The 17,463-nt window shown below is 42.9% G+C and carries 16 protein-coding genes and 1 pseudogene; 4 read left to right on the top strand and 13 right to left on the bottom strand.

Annotation, left to right across the window (positions count from 1 at the left end; translation table 11 throughout):
• The first annotated feature begins 80 nt into the window (after window positions 1-80).
• Window positions 81-2,803 (top strand): annotated as a pseudogene (alaS, locus tag ACRQ5D_RS30380) (alanine--tRNA ligase).
• Window positions 2,804-3,035: 232 nt separating this feature from the next.
• On the opposite strand, the gene ACRQ5D_RS30375 reads toward alaS, so the two are convergent.
• A complete protein-coding gene (locus ACRQ5D_RS30375; protein WP_091162158.1) occupies window positions 3,036-3,548 on the bottom strand; it encodes a hypothetical protein in 513 nt (170 codons plus the stop codon).
• A 285-nt stretch (window positions 3,549-3,833) separates the two neighbouring features.
• On the opposite strand from ACRQ5D_RS30375, the gene gatB reads away from it, so the two are divergent.
• The 3 genes from gatB to ACRQ5D_RS30360 all read left to right on the top strand — a co-directional run bounded on the left by gatB (window position 3,834) and on the right by ACRQ5D_RS30360 (window position 7,244).
• Entirely contained in the window at window positions 3,834-5,303 is a 1,470-nt protein-coding gene (gene gatB / locus ACRQ5D_RS30370; RefSeq protein ID WP_091162160.1) for an Asp-tRNA(Asn)/Glu-tRNA(Gln) amidotransferase subunit GatB, read from the top strand.
• Entirely contained in the window at window positions 5,304-6,431 is a 1,128-nt protein-coding gene (locus tag ACRQ5D_RS30365; protein WP_432327599.1) for a redoxin domain-containing protein, read from the top strand.
• A 123-nt stretch (window positions 6,432-6,554) separates the two neighbouring features.
• A complete protein-coding gene (locus ACRQ5D_RS30360; protein WP_022831601.1) occupies window positions 6,555-7,244 on the top strand; it encodes a response regulator transcription factor in 690 nt (229 codons plus the stop codon).
• Window positions 7,245-7,323: 79 nt separating this feature from the next.
• Here ACRQ5D_RS30360 and arsB read toward each other — a convergent pair whose 3' ends face one another.
• From arsB to ACRQ5D_RS30300, 12 genes are all read right to left on the bottom strand, one after another.
• Window positions 7,324-8,409, bottom strand: coding sequence for an ACR3 family arsenite efflux transporter (gene arsB / locus ACRQ5D_RS30355; protein WP_091162162.1), 1,086 nt, complete (start codon window positions 8,407-8,409; stop codon window positions 7,324-7,326).
• Window position 8,410: 1 nt separating this feature from the next.
• Window positions 8,411-8,836, bottom strand: a complete 426-nt coding sequence (locus ACRQ5D_RS30350) for an arsenate reductase ArsC (RefSeq protein ID WP_091162902.1) — start codon at window positions 8,834-8,836, stop codon at window positions 8,411-8,413.
• A gap of 7 nt (window positions 8,837-8,843) precedes the next feature.
• Window positions 8,844-9,686, bottom strand: a complete 843-nt coding sequence (locus tag ACRQ5D_RS30345; protein ID WP_091162164.1) for an arsenite methyltransferase — start codon at window positions 9,684-9,686, stop codon at window positions 8,844-8,846.
• Window positions 9,687-9,726: 40 nt separating this feature from the next.
• Window positions 9,727-10,056: an ArsR/SmtB family transcription factor gene (locus tag ACRQ5D_RS30340; RefSeq protein WP_091162165.1), complete on the bottom strand. Its 330-nt coding sequence runs from the start codon at window positions 10,054-10,056 to the stop codon at window positions 9,727-9,729.
• Between the two features lie 153 nt (window positions 10,057-10,209).
• Window positions 10,210-10,695: a hypothetical protein gene (locus tag ACRQ5D_RS30335; RefSeq protein ID WP_091162168.1), complete on the bottom strand. Its 486-nt coding sequence runs from the start codon at window positions 10,693-10,695 to the stop codon at window positions 10,210-10,212.
• A gap of 112 nt (window positions 10,696-10,807) precedes the next feature.
• Window positions 10,808-11,200 carry a DUF7674 family protein gene (locus ACRQ5D_RS30330; RefSeq protein WP_091162170.1) on the bottom strand — a complete coding sequence of 131 codons (393 nt, stop codon included), beginning with the start codon at window positions 11,198-11,200 and terminating at the stop codon, window positions 10,808-10,810.
• Window positions 11,201-11,286: 86 nt separating this feature from the next.
• Window positions 11,287-12,351: an aldose epimerase family protein gene (locus ACRQ5D_RS30325; protein ID WP_431198661.1), complete on the bottom strand. Its 1,065-nt coding sequence runs from the start codon at window positions 12,349-12,351 to the stop codon at window positions 11,287-11,289.
• A gap of 145 nt (window positions 12,352-12,496) precedes the next feature.
• Window positions 12,497-13,549 carry a UDP-glucose--hexose-1-phosphate uridylyltransferase gene (locus ACRQ5D_RS30320; protein WP_091162174.1) on the bottom strand — a complete coding sequence of 351 codons (1,053 nt, stop codon included), beginning with the start codon at window positions 13,547-13,549 and terminating at the stop codon, window positions 12,497-12,499.
• Between the two features lie 261 nt (window positions 13,550-13,810).
• On the bottom strand, window positions 13,811-14,590 hold the full coding sequence (locus ACRQ5D_RS30315; RefSeq protein ID WP_432327596.1) for an HAD-IIA family hydrolase: 780 nt from the start codon (window positions 14,588-14,590) through the stop codon (window positions 13,811-13,813).
• Window positions 14,591-14,729: 139 nt separating this feature from the next.
• Window positions 14,730-15,767 (bottom strand): hypothetical protein, encoded by a 1,038-nt coding sequence (locus ACRQ5D_RS30310; protein ID WP_432327594.1) that lies wholly within the window; start codon window positions 15,765-15,767, stop codon window positions 14,730-14,732.
• Window positions 15,768-15,949: 182 nt separating this feature from the next.
• Window positions 15,950-16,336: a GxxExxY protein gene (locus tag ACRQ5D_RS30305; protein WP_091162179.1), complete on the bottom strand. Its 387-nt coding sequence runs from the start codon at window positions 16,334-16,336 to the stop codon at window positions 15,950-15,952.
• Window positions 16,337-16,431: 95 nt separating this feature from the next.
• On the bottom strand, window positions 16,432-17,406 hold the full coding sequence (locus tag ACRQ5D_RS30300) for a glutamine synthetase family protein (protein ID WP_431198660.1): 975 nt from the start codon (window positions 17,404-17,406) through the stop codon (window positions 16,432-16,434).
• Window positions 17,407-17,463: the final 57 nt, after the last annotated feature.

Genomic DNA, 17,463 nt, shown 5'->3' with positions numbered 1-17,463 from the left:
AATCTCTCGCGGTAATTCCTTTTTTACTTTCCGACTTCCGGACTTTCTGACTTCCCGACTATTATTTACCTTTGCTTCCTATGACTGCTACCGAAATACGACAGGCTTTTCTTGATTTTTTTGTTTCAAAGGGACACACCATCGTTCCTTCGGCTCCAATTGTAATTAAAAACGACCCAACCCTGATGTTTACCAACGCGGGGATGAACCAGTTTAAAGATATATTTTTAGGCGAGGCGGCCCCGAAAGCCCCGCGCGTGGCGGATACGCAGCGTTGTTTACGTGTATCTGGCAAGCACAACGATTTGGAAGAGGTGGGTATCGATACCTATCACCACACCATGTTTGAAATGCTGGGTAACTGGAGCTTTGGCGACTACTTTAAAAAAGAAGCCATTGCCTGGAGCTGGGAACTGCTTACCGAGGTTTACAAGCTTCCTAAAGACCGCCTGTATGTTACCTACTTTGAAGGTGACGAAAAGGAAGGCCTTGAAGCAGATTCCGAAACCTATGAACTGTGGAAGCAGTACGTAGCGGAAGATCATATTCTCCGTGGTAACAAAAAAGACAACTTTTGGGAAATGGGCGAGACTGGTCCGTGCGGTCCTTGTTCGGAGATTCACTTTGATAGCCGCCCGGATAATGAGCGTGCCGAAGTAAACGGCGCCACTTTAGTTAATGCCGACCATGACCAGGTTATCGAAATCTGGAACGATGTATTTATGCAATTTAACCGCCTTAAAGGTGGTGTATTGCAACCGTTGCCTAACAAACATGTGGATACCGGGATGGGCTTTGAGCGTCTGGTACGCGTGTTGCAGGGCAAAACATCAAACTATGATACCGATGTTTTTCAACCAATGATTCAGTTCATTGCCGAAAAATCGGGTAAGAAATATAACAGTGCTGCTAAACCGGGTGATGCGGATTGGAATGATGCTGTAGCTATGCGCGTATTGGCCGATCATATCCGCGCTATAAGCTTTGCTATTGCAGATGGGCAATTGCCCGCAAGTAACAAAGCGGGTTATGTGATCCGCAGGATCTTACGTAGGGCAGTGCGTTATAGCTATCAAACTTTAGGCTTTAAGGAGCCTTTCTTTAACCAACTGGTACCATTATTGGCGGAACAGTTTAAGGGAGTATTCAATAATCTTTTTGAGCAAAAGGATTTTGTGCAAAAAGTGATTTTGGAAGAGGAGGTTTCATTTTTACGGACTTTGGGAAGCGGTATTAATAAGTTTAACGAATATGTAAAAAAGCAAAATGAACGTTTTTCTACTCCCTCAACTTATGGTAAGACAGTTTCATTTCCTGTAAGTGGGAAACTTTATGATAACCACGACGGAAATCCGAAAATGATTGTCGGTGAATTTGCTTTTGAGCTGTCTGATACAGATGGGTTTCCTATAGACTTAACCGACTTAATGGCTCGTGAAATAGGATGGACTGTAGATATAAAAAAATTTAATGAGGAGCTAATTAAGCAAAAGGAACGCTCCCGCGCTGCCACCGCTATTGATACCGGCGATTGGATCGTACTAAAAGGTGATGAATCGGTTGAGTTTACCGGTTATGACGAGACCGAGAGTATCGCCCATATTGTAAAATACCGTAAGGTAACCGCTAAGGGTAAGGAACAATACCAGCTGGTATTGGATAAAACGCCTTTCTACGCCGAAAGCGGTGGCCAGGTAGGGGATAAGGGCGAACTGGTTTTCCCTGATGGGGAGATCATCCTGGTTACAGATACGAAAAAGGAGAACGGACTGATAGTTCATTTTACCGATAAATTGCCGCAGGATATTGACGATGCCTTAACTGCTATTGTTGATCCTGCTCTACGCAGCCAAACCAACGGTAACCACTCGGCTACGCACTTGTTGCATGCTGCAATGAAACAGGTTTTGGGTAGCCATGTAAACCAAAAAGGTTCATTGGTGAATGCCGATTACTTAAGGTTTGATTTTTCGCACTTTGCCAAAGTTACCGATGAAGAGCTGGCGCAGATCGAGGCCATCGTAAATCAAAAGGTACGCGAAAATATTCCGCTCAAGGAAGAGCGCAGTGTACTCTATGCCGAAGCCATCAGCAGTGGTGTAACTGCTTTGTTTGGTGAAAAATATAGCGAGTATGTACGTGTGATCACTTTTGATGATAACTTCAGCAAGGAGCTTTGTGGCGGTACGCATGTGAAAGCTACCGGGCAAATTGGTTTCTTTAAAATTATTGCCGAAAGTGCGGTAGCTGCCGGTGTTCGCCGTATTGAGGCTATTACCGGTGTTGCTGCCGAAAAATATATCGTTACCCAAAATGCTTTGGTTAACCAGTTAAAAGAACTGCTTAAGAATCCAAAAGACCTTTCAAAAAGCGTTGAGGGATTGTTGGACGAAAACGCTAAACTGAAAAAGGAGATCGAAAAATCGATCCTTGAAAAATCATCAGGCTTAAAAACTGAGCTGGCTCAAAAGGCCGAAGCCATCGGCGATATTAATTTCATCGCCCAAAAAGTAGCCCTGCCCAATGCCGATGCAGTTAAAAATCTGGCTTATCAGCTTAAGGACATAGTTTCAAACCTGTTCCTGGTGCTGGTTGCTGATTTCGATGGTAAACCAAGCATTACCGTAATGATTGCCGAAAACCTGGTGAAGGAAAAAGGCCTGCATGCCGGTAACATCGTAAAAGAGCTGGCTAAGGAAGTTAAAGGCGGAGGCGGCGGTCAGCCGTTTTTGCTACCGCGGGTGGCAGTGATGTAAGCGGATTGGATAAAGTATTAATGAAGGCGAGGAGCTTTGCGGGGTAAAGAGGCTGTCATGGGTAGCCTGTCGAAGCATGGTGGGTAAGGCCTCTGCGCGCGACCCTTCGACGGGCTCAGGGTGACAGGCTCTCTATAGCAAATAGCATTTCACCGTTCAAACCGGATGTCCAAATTCCCATGACGTGGCGTATAGATAATCTAATAAAAGTAAAAAGACCGCCTTAACAGAAGCGGTCTTTTTACTTTTATATTTTTTAGGGGAAAGCCTGTTAGACAATTAATGGTGGTGACCATTTTTTTGTCCACGGTGTTCAACTACGCGGGTACGTTTTACTACGGTTTTATGTGGCTTTTGGTAATGGTTTACTACCCTGGTACGATTAACCACATGTGTGCGGTTTACTACCCTGGTGCGGTAGTTGTCTCGTACTATAACATTCTTTGTACCGCGGTAGCGGGCATAGGTATCACGGTCGTGCGTAAAATAGGTATACGCTCTTGGGCGGTTTACGGCCACTTTGTAGCCTGTTGCAATGTTGTAGCTGGCATAGCGTGGCGGCAATGATCGTCTCCAAACCCAGTTTCCGCCATCCAAATAAACATATTGATGAGTAGGGACATAATAGTAGCTTTCTACATCGGGTAAGTAGTAATAATTAATACCGGCATATTCGGCGGGCGGGTTCCATAAGCCAACGTTTAAATTTACACTTACCTGTGCATTTGTCCTGGTAACCGAAGCTGCAAGTAAAAAGCATCCTGCAAGCATTCCTAAAATTAATTTTTTCATGGTGTCTGTCTAAATATGAACACTTATTCAATTTCTGTGCCTGACAAATAAATAGACGGCGGCGGATACAAAAAGTTTAATCATGCTGATGACAGGCATGTTTGATTTGAATATTTTCATCAACTGATCTCCAATCATGGGGTATAATCTCTATAACCCCTACCTTACAACTATATAATTGCACTTTTACCGTTGTTTTAAAAGCAAAATGGTGTTGTTACTGTATTAATCTTTATATATTTGACTTTTATACATCAGTAAAATCATAGCTGAATTTTTATTTTTATGACAGTTCTCGCAGACGGGGTAGCTGAAAAGTACGAGTTGGTGATAGGCCTCGAAGTACACGCACAGTTATCTACATCAAGTAAGATATTCTCGGCAGATTCGGCTGCCTTTGGTGCCGAACCTAACCGCCATGTTAGCGCGGTATCGCTGGGGCATCCAGGCACTTTGCCCTTTATTAATAAAAAAGCGGTTGAATATGCCGTTAAAATGGGCCTGGCCTGTAATTGCACTATCAACCTGAATAACAGCTTCGCCCGTAAAAATTATTTTTATGCCGATCTGCCTAAAGGCTACCAGATTAGCCAGGACCAGGCGCCTGTTTGCCTTAACGGTTATGTGCCCGTGAAACTGGCCGATGGCACTGAAAAGAACATAGCCCTGCACCACATTCACATGGAAGAGGATGCCGGGAAAAGTATGCATGATCAGCACCACGCCGATTCACTGATCGACCTGAACCGCGCCGGTGTACCGCTGGTGGAAATCGTATCTGAACCAGATATGCGCAGCGCCGAAGAGGCCGGCCAGTTCCTGACCGAAATGCGTAAAATTCTCCGCTATCTTGATATTTGCGATGGTAACATGGAAGAGGGCAGCATGCGCTGCGACGCTAATATTTCGGTGCGGCTTAAAGGTGCAACTGCTTATGGTAACCGTTGCGAGGTAAAAAACCTTAACTCCATCCGTAACGTGCAGCGTGCTATTGAGCATGAGTTTGCTCGCCAGGTAAACATTATTGAAGCCGGCGGCCACATCGATCAAAATACGCTGAACTTTAATGCCGATACAGGTGAAACTTCAGTGCTCCGTTCAAAAGAAATGGCCAACGATTACCGCTATTTTCCCGAGCCGGACCTTCCGCCCTTGAAGCTTACCAATGAGTATGTGGAAAACGTCCGCAAAAGCTTGCCAGCTCTACCCGGTCAGTTGTATCATAAGTATACAGAGCAATTAGGCTTAACCGATTATGACGCGTCGGTCATCACTGCTGATAGGGACACCGCCTTTTATTTTGAATCGCTGATAAAATATACCGATCATTATAAAGCTGCTGCTAACTGGCTGATGGGTGCTGTACGCTCATACCTGAATGATCATAACCAAACCATTGGTAACTTTGCTGTTACGCCGCAAAACCTTGCCGCCCTCATCAAACTAATTGACACCGGGGTGATAAATAATTCTGTAGCTTCGCACAAATTGTTTCCTGCCATGATCAAAGAACCCGGCAAAAAACCGGATGATCTGGCTAAGGAACTTAACCTGCTGATCAGTGCCGATGGTGATGATGTAACTCGTTTTATAAAGGATGCCATCGCCAAATATCCTGATAAGGTTAAGGAATACCAAAAGGGGAAAAAGGGTGTTTTAGGCCTGTTTATGGGCGAGATTATGAAAAGCTCAAAAGGTAAGATCGACCCGCAGAAAACTAACCAGCTATTGATAAAGGAATTAGAAGCAAAGTAAATGAAAGTTAAAAATCTGGCTGCCGGCGCGTTGTTATTGCTTAGCGCGGGCATGTACTCTTGTAAAAACGAATCGCAATTTAGTGTTTCGGGAACTATCAAAAATCCGGGTAACCTTAAAGCTGTTTATTTGATTGAGGCCGATAGCTCGGGCTTAAAGGTTGTTGATTCTACTTCGTTAGGCGAGGGCGGTAAGTTTGAGTTTAAACATGTGGCGCTTTACCCAAACCTGTTTAAACTTCGGGTAGGCAATACCGGTCCGCAGGGTGGCGAAATGCAGGGCGAAAACCTGTACGATTTTATTGCTAAAAATGGCGATGATATTGAGTTTGAAACAGACAATAACAATAAAAACCACGAGTATACTATCAAGGGTTCCGATGATTCGGACAAGATAAAGGAGTTTAACCGCATCAGTAATCTTTACGGCGATAAAAATACTAAGCTTTTTGCCGAATACCAGGAAAAATCTCGCGGTGAGCGGAACGATTCGCTACTGAAAATATACATGCCTATATTTTTAAAGAATATGAATGAAGGCGGCGAGGCGGTTTTAAAATTTGTGAACGATAATAAAAAATCGCTTGCCGGCTTTTATGCAGCTACCACGCTCGATCCTACCAAATACGAAGCCCAGCTTATCAAATTTGCTGATGAAATCAGGGGCGATTTTAAGGATAACCCTACGGTACAAAAGTTTATTGCGCAGATGGATAAGGCTAAGCCGATCTCTCTTGGTCATAAAGCGCCTGAGTTTACCATTAACGGTATTGATGGCAAGCAAATTAATTTGTCTGATTACAAAGGCAAATATGTAATGATTGATTTTTGGGCTTCATGGTGCCAGCCTTGCCGTCAGGAAAATCCTAATGTGGTTAAACAGTACAATGCCTTTAAAGGTAAAGGCTTTAACATCTTAGGTGTTTCCCTTGATAAGGACAAAGCACCGTGGCAAAAGGCTATCAGCGATGATAAGCTTGCCTGGGCCCATGGCTCGGATTTAAACGGCTTTGAAGGCGCTACAGAAAGGCTTTACCGTATTGAAGCTATCCCTTCAAATTTCATCATCGATCCGCAGGGAAATATTGTTGCCAAAAATATTACAGGCGCCGATCTTGAAGCTTTTTAAATAAAACATTTAAATAGCCTCAACTTAGGGTTAATATAAGGTAACGTTTAACAATTTGTTAATATTGGCTTAACCATTAGCTGTTGTAAAGCGTATACTTTTATACAAAAAAATTAACGCAACATGAGCAGCACCGCAAAACAGAAAATACTTATTGTTGATGATGAACCGGATATTTTAGAACTGATTGAGTATAACCTCAAAAAGGAAGGTTACCAGGTATTTTTAGCACGTAACGGCCAGGAAGCTGTTGCTGAGGCGAAGAAAGCCTTGCCTGATCTGATTGTACTTGACATCATGATGCCTAAAATGGATGGGATAGAAGCGTGCCGCATTATGCGCACCATGCCCGAGTTTAAAAATACCTTTATGGTGTTTTTAACAGCCCGCAGCGAAGAGTATTCGGAAATTGCCGGTTTTAACGTAGGTGCCGATGATTACATTGCAAAACCTATCAAGCCACGTGCGCTGGTTAGCCGCATAAACGCCATACTTCGTCGTAATGCCCCTGCCGAAGACGTAATTGATAATAAACTGGAAATAGGCGACCTGGTTATCGACCGTGAAGCTTACCTGGTTTATAAAAACGGTGTTAAAGTAGTATTGGCCAAAAAAGAATTTGAGCTATTGTACCTGCTGGCTTCAAAACCCGGCAAAGTTTATACCCGTGAGGTGATCCTTAAAAACATCTGGGAAGATTCGGTAGTGGTTACCAACCGTACCATCGACGTACACATCCGTAAACTACGCGAAAAACTGGGCGACGATTGCGTTGCTACCGTGAAGGGTGTGGGTTATAAGTTTGAAGCTTAAGCCCCCCGGCCCCGAAGGGATTTATTAAAAAAGCGATTGGATTGTCCCCAATCGCTTTTTTTGTGGGATGGCATTGTAATTAGTCCCCTTTGGCTATAACTTCATTACGATAGTATTTTCTGCGAAGCCAAAATGCCACGTTAACCAGCGCTATCAGTGCCGGAACCTCAACCAGCGGGCCGATTACCCCTGCAAATGCTTGCCCCGAATTAATACCAAATACACCAATAGATACGGCGATAGCCAGCTCAAAATTATTGCCGGTAGCTGTAAACGCAATGGAGGTACTTTTTGAGTAATCGGCACCAAAGTATTTGCCGATGTAGAAACTAAGCAGGAACATAATTGCAAAGTAAAATACCAGCGGTATAGCAATGTGAACCACATCCATAGGGATTTGCACTATAAGCCTACCCTTGAGGCTAAACATAAGTATAATGGTAAACAACAGCGCAATAAGCGTTATGGGCGAAATAAAAGGAACAAATTTTTGCTGAAACCAACCCTCGCCCTTTAGTTTGATCAATGTATAACGACTAATAATACCAGCGGCAAAAGGAATACCGAGATAGATACCCACGCTTTTGGCAATCTGGAGCATGGTAATATGTACCTGGAGACTTTTAAAGCCAAGCACCGGCGGCAGTACGGTTATAAAAATGTAAGCATATACGCTATATAAAAGTACCTGGAAAATACTGTTCAGGGCTATCAAACCGGCGGCATATTCGCGGCTGCCATCGGCAAGTTCATTCCATACTACAACCATGGCAATACAACGGGCAAGCCCAATTAGTATCAGCCCTGTCATATATTCGGGGTAACCGCGCAGGAAAACGACAGCTAAAATGAACATTAGGATAGGGCCTATTATCCAGTTTAAAACAAGTGAGGCACTTAATATTTTGATATCTTTAAATACCCTGCCCATTTGTTCATATTTTACTTTGGCAAGCGGCGGGTACATCATTAATATGAGGCCGATCGCCAACGGAATATTAGTAGTCCCGCTCGAAAACGAATTGATAAAATCGGACGATGAGGGTATAAAGTATCCTGTTACAACGCCTATAGCCATAGCCAGGAAAATCCAGATGGTGAGATAACGATCAATAAAACCGAGCCGTTTTCGTTCAACAGCCGGAGTGCAATTATTGGCAGACATATTATTGCGCTTCGGTTAAATGCTGTTCTACAAATTGTTGGGTGTACGCTTTGATCTGTTCACGTACTTTTCTGAATTCGCCCATCACTTCATCTTCGGTGCCGCGGGCTTTGGCCGGATCCGGGAAGTTGTAATGAAAACGTTTCACATTCCCCGGAAAGTAAGGGCAGGCTTCGTTAGCATTATCGCAAACAGTTATTAAATAATCAAAAGCAATGTTGGCGTATTCATCCACATGGTTTGAGGTATGGTTGGAAATATCAATATCATCCTCGGCCATGGTTTTAATGGCTTTGGGGTTTACGCCATGTGTTTCAATGCCCGCACTGTATATGTTTGCTTTACTGCCCGCAAAATGCTTTAAATATCCCTCGGCTATCTGACTACGGCAACTATTGCCTGTGCATAGTACTAATATATTTTTCATAATTGTTTTATTGGCAGCAGCCTGGTTCGCAGCATACTTTTGTTTCGGGTTTTTCGGCATACACGGTAACGCTTACAATAGCGCCGTTGCCGTTTTTAAATTCGTTAATTTCATCTGCCGATAGGTAATTGCTTAAAATATCGTCAGGAATAATAATGGGTTTTTCTTTTTGCACAATGATATTGACAAAACCATTTTTGCTGATGAGATCAAGGTATTCCTCTTTTTGAATGGCCCCTGATACGCAGCCTGCATACATTTCGGCGGCTGTCCTGATCTTTTCGGGCAGGCTGCCTGTCAATACAATATCCGAAATGCTAAAATGGCCCCCGGGTTTCAATACGCGGTAAATATCTTTAATGACAGCGTTTTTATCAGGCACCAGGTTTAATACACAGTTGCTTACAATCACATCGGCCGCGTTGGCAGTTACCGGCATATGCTCGATATCGCCCAAACGAAACTCCACATTATTAAAGCCAAGTTTGTCGGCGTTTTCGCGGGCCTTGCTAATCATAGCGTCTGTAAAATCAATCCCTATTACTTTGCCGGTCTCGCCGGTTTCGGAACGGGCGATAAAGCAATCATTGCCTGCACCACTGCCGAGGTCAATTACCGTATCTCCCTTTTTAATTTGGGCGAATTGCGTGGGCAAACCGCAGCCTAAACCGAGATCGGCATCGGCATTGTAACCCTGCAGTTTGGTATAATCTTCGCTCATGATATTGTAAACCTCGGTTGAACATCCGCCAGCCCCGCAGCATGATGATTGATTGGTATCCTTATCCTGTAAGGCAATTTCGCTGTATTTCAGCTTTACCAATTCTTTTAATTCCTCGTTTGTTTTCACTTGTGTATTGCAATATTACGATTAATGTGACCAAAAAATTTTAACAGCAATTATTGAAGTCTTTGTACGATGAGAATAGTTTATTTAACTCATCATTCAGGTTTTTCCAGGCTTCGGGCTCAATGCAATAGCAAACACTTACACCTTCAATAGTACCCTGTATGAGGCCTGCATTCTTTAATTCTTTAAGATGCTGGGACACTGTAGGTTGTGCCAACCCTAATTCAGATGACAGATCGCCGCAGATGCAAGCCTTAGCTTCAATAATAAGCTGCAGGATGGCAATCCGGGCCGGATGAGCGATAGCTTTAAGCTGCACAGCCAGTTTGTTCTGCTCGTCGGTAAATATTTCTGTTTTAGTGATGCCCATAATTATATTGCAATATTACGATTAATTAAATTGCTGTCAATAGCTTTTGCAATTTAATTTTAGGCTGAATGTTGGCTGATGAAGTAAATTCGGAAGGAGGAGAGGAAGACCTGCGAAGTTTCTAAAACTTCGCAGGTCTGAAAATTGGCAACCTTACTTAGCTGTAGCTGCCGCTTTCTTTTTAACGCTGGTAGCTGTTTTGGCAGTTTTCGATGCTATGGCCTTTTTAGCTTCCGTGGCTTCAGTTTTGGCTTTTGTGGTAATAGCTTTTGCTTTAGTTGCTGCCTTTGCTTTTACATCAGCCACAGCTTTTTTAGCGGTTGCCGCTTCATCTTTTGCTTTGGCGGTAATGGCTTTAGCCTTGGTTTCGGCTTTCGCTTTTACTTCAGAAACTGCGTTTTTTGCTTTGGTGGTTACCACATTTGCTTTTTTAGCTGCTGCGGTTTTAGTTGGCGCAGCTTTTTTGGTAGCCGTGGCTTTTTTAGCGGCTACTTTTTCCTTGATATCCTCTATTTTTTCTTCGGCTGCTTCTTTTACGTCTTCGGCTGTATCTTTTGTGCCTTCCCAAAGGCTTTCAATTGTTTCTTTAACCTTCTCGAAAAATCCCTTTTCTTCAGGTTGGGTTGATTGATCACTCATGATGTTTTTATAGATAGGTAAACAGATTGTTATTAATTAACCTGTTAACCTCAAAAAGTTTAGGTTTGTTTTAAATCTGCTTAACAAACATTAAACATCGAAGCCATTAAGATCAGCCCGTAAACCTGGCATTACTCAACCCATATAAGCCGTCTATTATTTTTAAAGTAGCCTCGCCAACTCTTTGCTTCAAGAGTGATCGTATCTCGATATAGATATCTTGTTTAACCCATAAATGTATGGCCTGAAGTGTTTCGGTCTTATTACCCAGATGTTCATAAAGCGATACGCAGGCGGCATTCCACAGGTTTTCAGATTTTTGCCTGAAACACCATTCGGCAAAATCATAGTTCTTTTTGAGTTGTGCGACGTTATTACTTTTATGAGACGCTACAGTAACCGGTAATAACTCCATGAAAACGCCATAAATTGAAGTTTGTGGATCCTCAAAGTCCTTCTTTAAGGAAGGGAGGCTTTCAATTGCCCGTTTTCGCCAGGCGCTCATTTTGTATATCTATGGTTATATCAGGAACTAATATAAAGCAAAAAGTCCTGCCGTTGGGCAGGACTTTTGTATAAAAAAGTGTTCAGTTATTTTACTACCGAAAACTTATAAAGCGATTGCGTTTTATAGGTATCGCCGGGTTTCAATTCCGTAGAAGGGAATTGCGGCTGATTTGGTGAATCAGGAAAATGCTGGGTTTCCATCGCGAACGAAGTCCGGTACTCATCTTTAATACCGCGTTTCATTGCGTTTTTAGCCTGCATAAAGTTACCGCTGTAAAACTGTAAGCCAGGTTCTTCGGTAAATACTTCCATTTTGATACCGCTTTTATCACCTACAACAGTCGCAATTGGAGTGCTCAGGTCATGTTTGTTCAGTACAAAGTTGTGGTCGTAACCTTTGCCATCTTTTAACTGCACATTGTCTTCGTTAATACGTTTGCCAATGGTTTCGGGCTTAGTGAAATCGAACGGAGTGCCGGCAACTTTTTCAAGTTTCCCGGTAGGGATCAAGCCTGCATCAACCGGTAAATAATTATCAGCATCTATCTGCACCAAATGATTGAGGATTGTACCGCTGCCTTCGCCATTGAGGTTAAAGAACGCGTGGTTGGTAAGGTTAACAACCGTTTTTTTATCGGTAGTAGCTTCGTACTGGCATTTAAATGAATTATCGTCGGTAAGGCTGTAAATTACTTTAACATTGAGGTTACCGGGGAAGCCTTCTTCCATATCTTTTGAAAGATAGGTAAGCTCTACGGTAGATGAATCGATCATTTTACCATCCCACACCACTTCCTGGAAACCGTGTTTGCCACCGTGCAACATATTGGGCGTATTGTTAATTGACGATTGATAATCTTTACCATCTATTTTAAAATGGCCTTTGGCAATACGGTTGCCGTAACGGCCAATGGTAGCGCCATAATAACGTTCGGTTGATTTTTCAAAACCTTCCACATCATCAAAACCTAAAACAACATCGGTTAACTTGCCATTTTTATCGGGTACTAACAAGCTTACCACACGGCCGCCATAATTGGTGATGGTGGCAATAATGCCGTTTTTGTTTTTAAGGGTAAATAAATGGGTTTGTTTACCATCGATTGTTTTTTCAAATGCTGATGCAGTGGTTTGGGTGCTATCCGCCATAGTAGTGTTTTTCGGTGAGGTTGAATTTTGATTACAGGCAGCCAAATATAGGCTACAAGCAGGTAAAATTGTTAAATAAATACCTTTAATTAATTTTCTCATAAATAGGTTGGTTATAGTTTGGTTTAAAAATAGCGTTTTTTCATTATTCCCTCGTTTTATAATGGACCTCACTTAAACCACGCAATTTTTCAGCAGCAAACTCTGCTGTGATATCGCGTTGCGGATTGGCAAGCATCTCATAACCTACCATGAACTTTTTAACCGTGGCCGAACGTAACAGCGGCGGATAAAAATGCATATGCCAGTGCCAGTAGGGATGATCGCCCGAGTTAACCGGAGACTGGTGCATACCAGCCGAATAAGGAAACGATGTTTCAAACATGTTATCATACCTGATGGTGAGCCTCCTGATAGCGTCGGCAAGGGCATGTTTTTCCTGCTCGGTAAAGTATAAAATGCTTGTTACATGCCTTTTGCTTACAATCATAGTTTCGTACGGCCAAACTGCCCAAAATGGTACAAGCACAACAAAATGTTCATTTTCAAAAACTATGCGGTCCTGCTTTTTAAGTTCTAATGCAAGGTAATCGGCTAAAAGGCTTGTTCCTTTTTGCTCAAAATGCAACTTTTGCTGCTGGGTTTCTTTAGCTACTTCAACCGGCAGGCTGTTTTGCGCCCAGATTTGCCCATGCGGATGCGGATTGCTGCAACCCATGATATCGCCCTTGTTTTCAAAGATCTGGATGTGCTTGATCCATGGATAAGAAGCCAGGTCTTCAAATTCCGACTGCCATACGTCAACCACTTTGCTAATCTCTTTGGTGGTCATCTGGGGCAGGGTGAGGTCATGCCTCGGCGAGAAACTGATTACCCGGCAAATGCCTTTCTGGCTGTTAGCTACCAGTAGTTCATCTTCATTTAAACCGCCATCGGGCGTATTCAGTAACAACGATGAATAGTCATTGGTGAAAACAAAGCTCCCTTTATAATCAGGGTTTTCGCTGCCATCGGCCCTTTTGTTTGTAGGGCACAGGTAACAGGCCGGATCATACTGCGGGCGGTCGTCGGCTTGTGTAGCCTCAACTTTGCCTTGCCACGGGCGTTTTGTACGATGCGGCGATACCAGGATCCAGTCGCCTGTTAAAATGTTTAACCTGCTGTGAGGGTGCTCTTTAAGATCAAAATTTGTATCCATTAGTTTAAAATCAGGTATTAATTGGCTTATACATGTAAGGTAGACAGTTATACCTTAGCGATTTCAAAGTTGGTAAAAATAAATGTAAATCATACATTTAAAATAAATTTTTCTAAATAAATAGTTACAGTAGAAAGATTGATAGGATTTGTAGAAAAGGGGGGATTGAATGTCATACGAGTAGGAACGACGAAGCAACAACATTCTATACAGGTGGCTATGCTTCCTGGCGGTTGCCGCGCAATGACGTGCTTTGGAAGTTTAGAATCCCAATCCACCGGCCTCCACCACTGCCGAATCGCAAATATAAGTTGGCACAATGCCGGTGGCGGTGATGCGGTTTTCGGCGTCTTTGGCCTGGGTATTACCGGATAGCACCAGTACTGTATCCAAACCAAATTTATTACCGCCCAGAATATCTGTTTGCAGGGTATCGCCTACCATCACAATATCTCTTTTACTGATCGGCCTGCGCTCGCGCAGCAGATCGTAGGCAAACATGAACATCTGCGAATCCGGCTTACCAAAACGAATAAACTCTTTACCTACAATTTTTTCTATCATACTGGCTAAGCCGCCTATGGCTATCGATACGTCATGTTTGGTTAGGGGATAGGCATGATCGGTATTGGCTACAATGGCTGGAATGGTGCGCTTACGCATGAGGTTAACTGATTTGTTCAGGTCACGTCCCCAGTCAAAACCTTCGTCATCTAAAAACACCAGCGCGTTAACCCTGTCAATATTGCTTTCGTTTACTTCGCTGATAGGCAATGTATGCAGCCCCGAGCTATCAATGTAATGGGCAGAATCGGGCGTACCTAAATAAGCTACGATACCGTCGTTCACCTTCAGGTCAAGATATTCTTTGGTAAGCATGCCCGATGATATGATCCTGTCGGGTGTTATGGCGGTCAATCCTTTAGTGGTATAGGATTCCGCTAATTGCACCGGGCTTCGTGAAGCATCGTTGGTTACAATGTAATACTCCTTACCTTGTTCTGCCAGGTAAGAAAAGGTGCGCTCAATACTCGGAAGCAAACCGCCATAGTTTTTCAGAACCCCAAAAGCATCAAAAAAACAACTTCGTATTTATCAATTATGGATTTAAAGTTGTCTATCCTGGTCATGCTTATCTGTTTTAGGGCTTTTTATAAAATCAGCCCGAAAGATAGCTAACCTATTTTAATTTTAAGGCCTCAATGATCTTTTCGGCATCAAAATCCCTGTCTACCGATGGTAAATAGATGTCAAAAGCTTCAGTCTGTAGTTTTTTGGCATATTGTTCGCTAAAAAAGTGCTTGCCATCTTTAATTACGTAATTCAGGATAAAAAAACGATAAGCTTCTTTTAAAAAGCGGATCTCATCGGCAGTAAGCGGGTTAACTTTATGGTATTCTTTTAAAAAAATGATGAATCGGTCTTCCATCATGGTGTTGATCACGTAGCTGAAAACGGTACGGTCGCCGATATCAGAAACTACGCGACTAAAAAAATAAAAATCGAGCAAACGGTAACTCATCCTGAACCAATCATAATCCCAGCGCGAGTAAAGCTCAAGATCAGGTGTTACCGAAAAGTTGCCGATATTCCAGTCGATAAATACAGGAATGATCTCGAACGAGCTCATATTGTATTTGGAGCGGTTTTTCAAAAAGGTTTCGCAGTGGTATTTTAAAAAGTCGGCCTGCATACCGGAGCCAAATTGTTTTGGGTTGGTCTCGATTTGTTGCTGCAACGCCCAGATATCGGTGCGTAAAGTCTTTGACGATTTAGGCAACACATTTTTAACCCTGGAGCATGCTTTATGGAATTTGCCAACCTGCTGACCAAGTTTTTTAATATGGTTTTCTTCTAACCGGCGTGGCAGGCGCTGTAAAATACGTGTAGGGTTATAGAAAACCACCCAGGCATCGGTTTTGCCGTGTTTATGATGATAGATGTAAACGCGGTTGTTTTTTTGTAAAGAACGGGCCAGGAAATTCTCAAACGGGTAAAGCAGGTTAATTGCCAGCGTTTGAATAATGCGGTGGTCCTCCTTAAAATGTTCGAACTTGCCAAAGTATGAGAGTTTGGCTATGATAATATCATCGTCATCAAACGTAATACGGTACACGTGATTGGTTGAAACCATAGCGCTGATATCTTCAATATCGCGGATGGTTTTTGACGCGTCATACCCTTCCCAGGCCTTGCGGATAATAAAAGAATAGTCCATTTGTATGTATCTGCCGGCAAAGTTACGCCATTGGCAGCATTCGGTTTATAATTAACGGTGTAAATATATTATTAATTTCTGAACCGGGATTTGGAAGGTTTTTTGGGATGGGCAGGATTTTACCTGGTGCTTTTCTCTGAACCAGGATTAAATGGATTTTTAAGATTTATTGGATTTTATCTTCAGGGTTTATATTTTTTGTTTAGGAGTCTTTTTACAGTTAATGATTTGCTGCCAAAATTTAATAGCAAACCAACCTCTACATTATAGGCTTCCAGATAGTTTGTGGCCTGTGCCAAATGAACATCTTCAAGTTGGGTAATTGCCTTAAGCTCCACCATGATCATTCCGGATACAAAGAAATCAACTCTGCGGGTTCCGATATGAAGATCCCTATAATGGATTGGCATCTCCTTCTCCCGTTCAAACACAAGGCCATTTAAGGCCATCTCAATTTCTAAAGCTTTCTGGTAAATAACCTCCTGAAATCCGTTGCCCAAAGTGCTATGTACCTGCATAGCACATCCAATTATTTTACCTGTTATGTCGGTGTGTTTAAGTTGATCCATTTTGAAAACAAAATAAAAGAGCCATCAGCATAACAATCTTTGCCCTCATGCATATCAAAATCCTGTAAATCCGAAAAATCCCCCCAAATCCCGGTTCAGATAATCTCAAAATACCTTTTCAACTCCCAGTCGGTTACGCTTTTGGCAAACTGGCGGTATTCCCACAGCCGGGTTTGGGTAAAGTGATCAACAAAACCTTCGCCGAAGAGCTCTTTGGCAATATCGGAGTTTTGCATGGCTGTTGCGGCTGCATGCAGGTTTGGCCATAGTACACCATTAGTTTTGTCCTGGTAACCATTGCCTGTTGTTGGCTTAATATTTAGTTCAAGCTTGTTTTTAATACCGTACAGACCCGAAGCCAGTGCTGCAGCCATGGCCAGGTATGGGTTAGTATCCGAGCCCGGGATGCGGGTTTCCAGGCGGGTATAGTTTTCGGTGGTATTGATAACACGTAGCGCGGTAGTGCGGTTTTCAACACCCCATGTTATGGTGGTGGGCGCCCAGGCGCCTTCAACAAGGCGTTTATAACTGTTTATGGTCGGCGCGTACATCGGCAACAGGTAAGGCATGCAATATAGCTGGCCTGCAAGGTAATGCTTATGCAGGTCGCTCATTTTGTTCACATCGTTAGCATCGTAAAACAGGTTCTTTGATTGGTCTTTAGTCCACAGGCTTTGATGGATGTGGCCACTGCAGCCAGGCAGCGTTTCGGTCCATTTGGCCATGAATGATGCCATGATACCGTGTTTATAGGCTATCTCTTTAACTGCGGTTTTAAACAGCGTTGCTTTATCTGCGGCAGCTAAAACTTCATCATGAAGTATAGCAGCTTCATATACTCCCGGGCCAGTTTCGGTATGCAGCCCTTCTATTGGAATATTAAATTTAGTAAGCAGGTTAAATAGGTCGTAATAAAAATCGCTGTTTTCAGATGTGCGTAGTATAGAATAGCCGAACATGCCCGGTGTAAGTGGTTCAATATTGGTGAATTTTTTATCGACAAGGGTTTGCGGCGTCTCTTTAAAATTGAACCATTCAAACTCCTGAGCAAACTCGGCATGATAACCCATTGCTTCACACTCGGCCTTGATATGTTTGAGAAGGCTACGAGGGCAAGCCGGCAGATC

Source organism: Mucilaginibacter sp. P25 (assembly GCF_050859465.1).
GTDB lineage: Bacteria > Bacteroidota > Bacteroidia > Sphingobacteriales > Sphingobacteriaceae > Mucilaginibacter > Mucilaginibacter gossypii.
Note: the sequence above shows the minus strand (reverse complement) of the source record. Positions and strands in the feature narration are given on the sequence as shown.

Bases quoted from the DNA above. Each gene is read 5' to 3' on its own strand.
- ACRQ5D_RS30335 (WP_091162168.1), bottom strand. From the start codon at position 10,695: ATGAGTGATCAATCAACCCAACCTGAAGAAAAGGGATTTTTCGAGAAG.
- ACRQ5D_RS30330 (WP_091162170.1), bottom strand. From the start codon at position 11,200: ATGAGCGCCTGGCGAAAACGGGCAATTGAAAGCCTCCCTTCCTTAAAG.
- ACRQ5D_RS30320 (WP_091162174.1), bottom strand. From the start codon at position 13,549: ATGGATACAAATTTTGATCTTAAAGAGCACCCTCACAGCAGGTTAAAC.
- ACRQ5D_RS30325 (WP_431198661.1), bottom strand. From the start codon at position 12,351: ATGGCGGATAGCACCCAAACCACTGCATCAGCATTTGAAAAAACAATC.
- ACRQ5D_RS30365 (WP_432327599.1), top strand. From the start codon at position 5,304: ATGAAAGTTAAAAATCTGGCTGCCGGCGCGTTGTTATTGCTTAGCGCG.
- ACRQ5D_RS30375 (WP_091162158.1), bottom strand. From the start codon at position 3,548: ATGAAAAAATTAATTTTAGGAATGCTTGCAGGATGCTTTTTACTTGCA.
- ACRQ5D_RS30305 (WP_091162179.1), bottom strand. From the start codon at position 16,336: ATGGATCAACTTAAACACACCGACATAACAGGTAAAATAATTGGATGT.
- ACRQ5D_RS30300 (WP_431198660.1), bottom strand. From the start codon at position 17,406: ATGGGTTATCATGCCGAGTTTGCTCAGGAGTTTGAATGGTTCAATTTT.
- ACRQ5D_RS30340 (WP_091162165.1), bottom strand. From the start codon at position 10,056: ATGGGCATCACTAAAACAGAAATATTTACCGACGAGCAGAACAAACTG.
- ACRQ5D_RS30350 (WP_091162902.1), bottom strand. From the start codon at position 8,836: ATGAAAAATATATTAGTACTATGCACAGGCAATAGTTGCCGTAGTCAG.
- gatB (WP_091162160.1), top strand. From the start codon at position 3,834: ATGACAGTTCTCGCAGACGGGGTAGCTGAAAAGTACGAGTTGGTGATA.
- arsB (WP_091162162.1), bottom strand. From the start codon at position 8,409: ATGTCTGCCAATAATTGCACTCCGGCTGTTGAACGAAAACGGCTCGGT.
- ACRQ5D_RS30310 (WP_432327594.1), bottom strand. From the start codon at position 15,767: ATGGACTATTCTTTTATTATCCGCAAGGCCTGGGAAGGGTATGACGCG.
- ACRQ5D_RS30360 (WP_022831601.1), top strand. From the start codon at position 6,555: ATGAGCAGCACCGCAAAACAGAAAATACTTATTGTTGATGATGAACCG.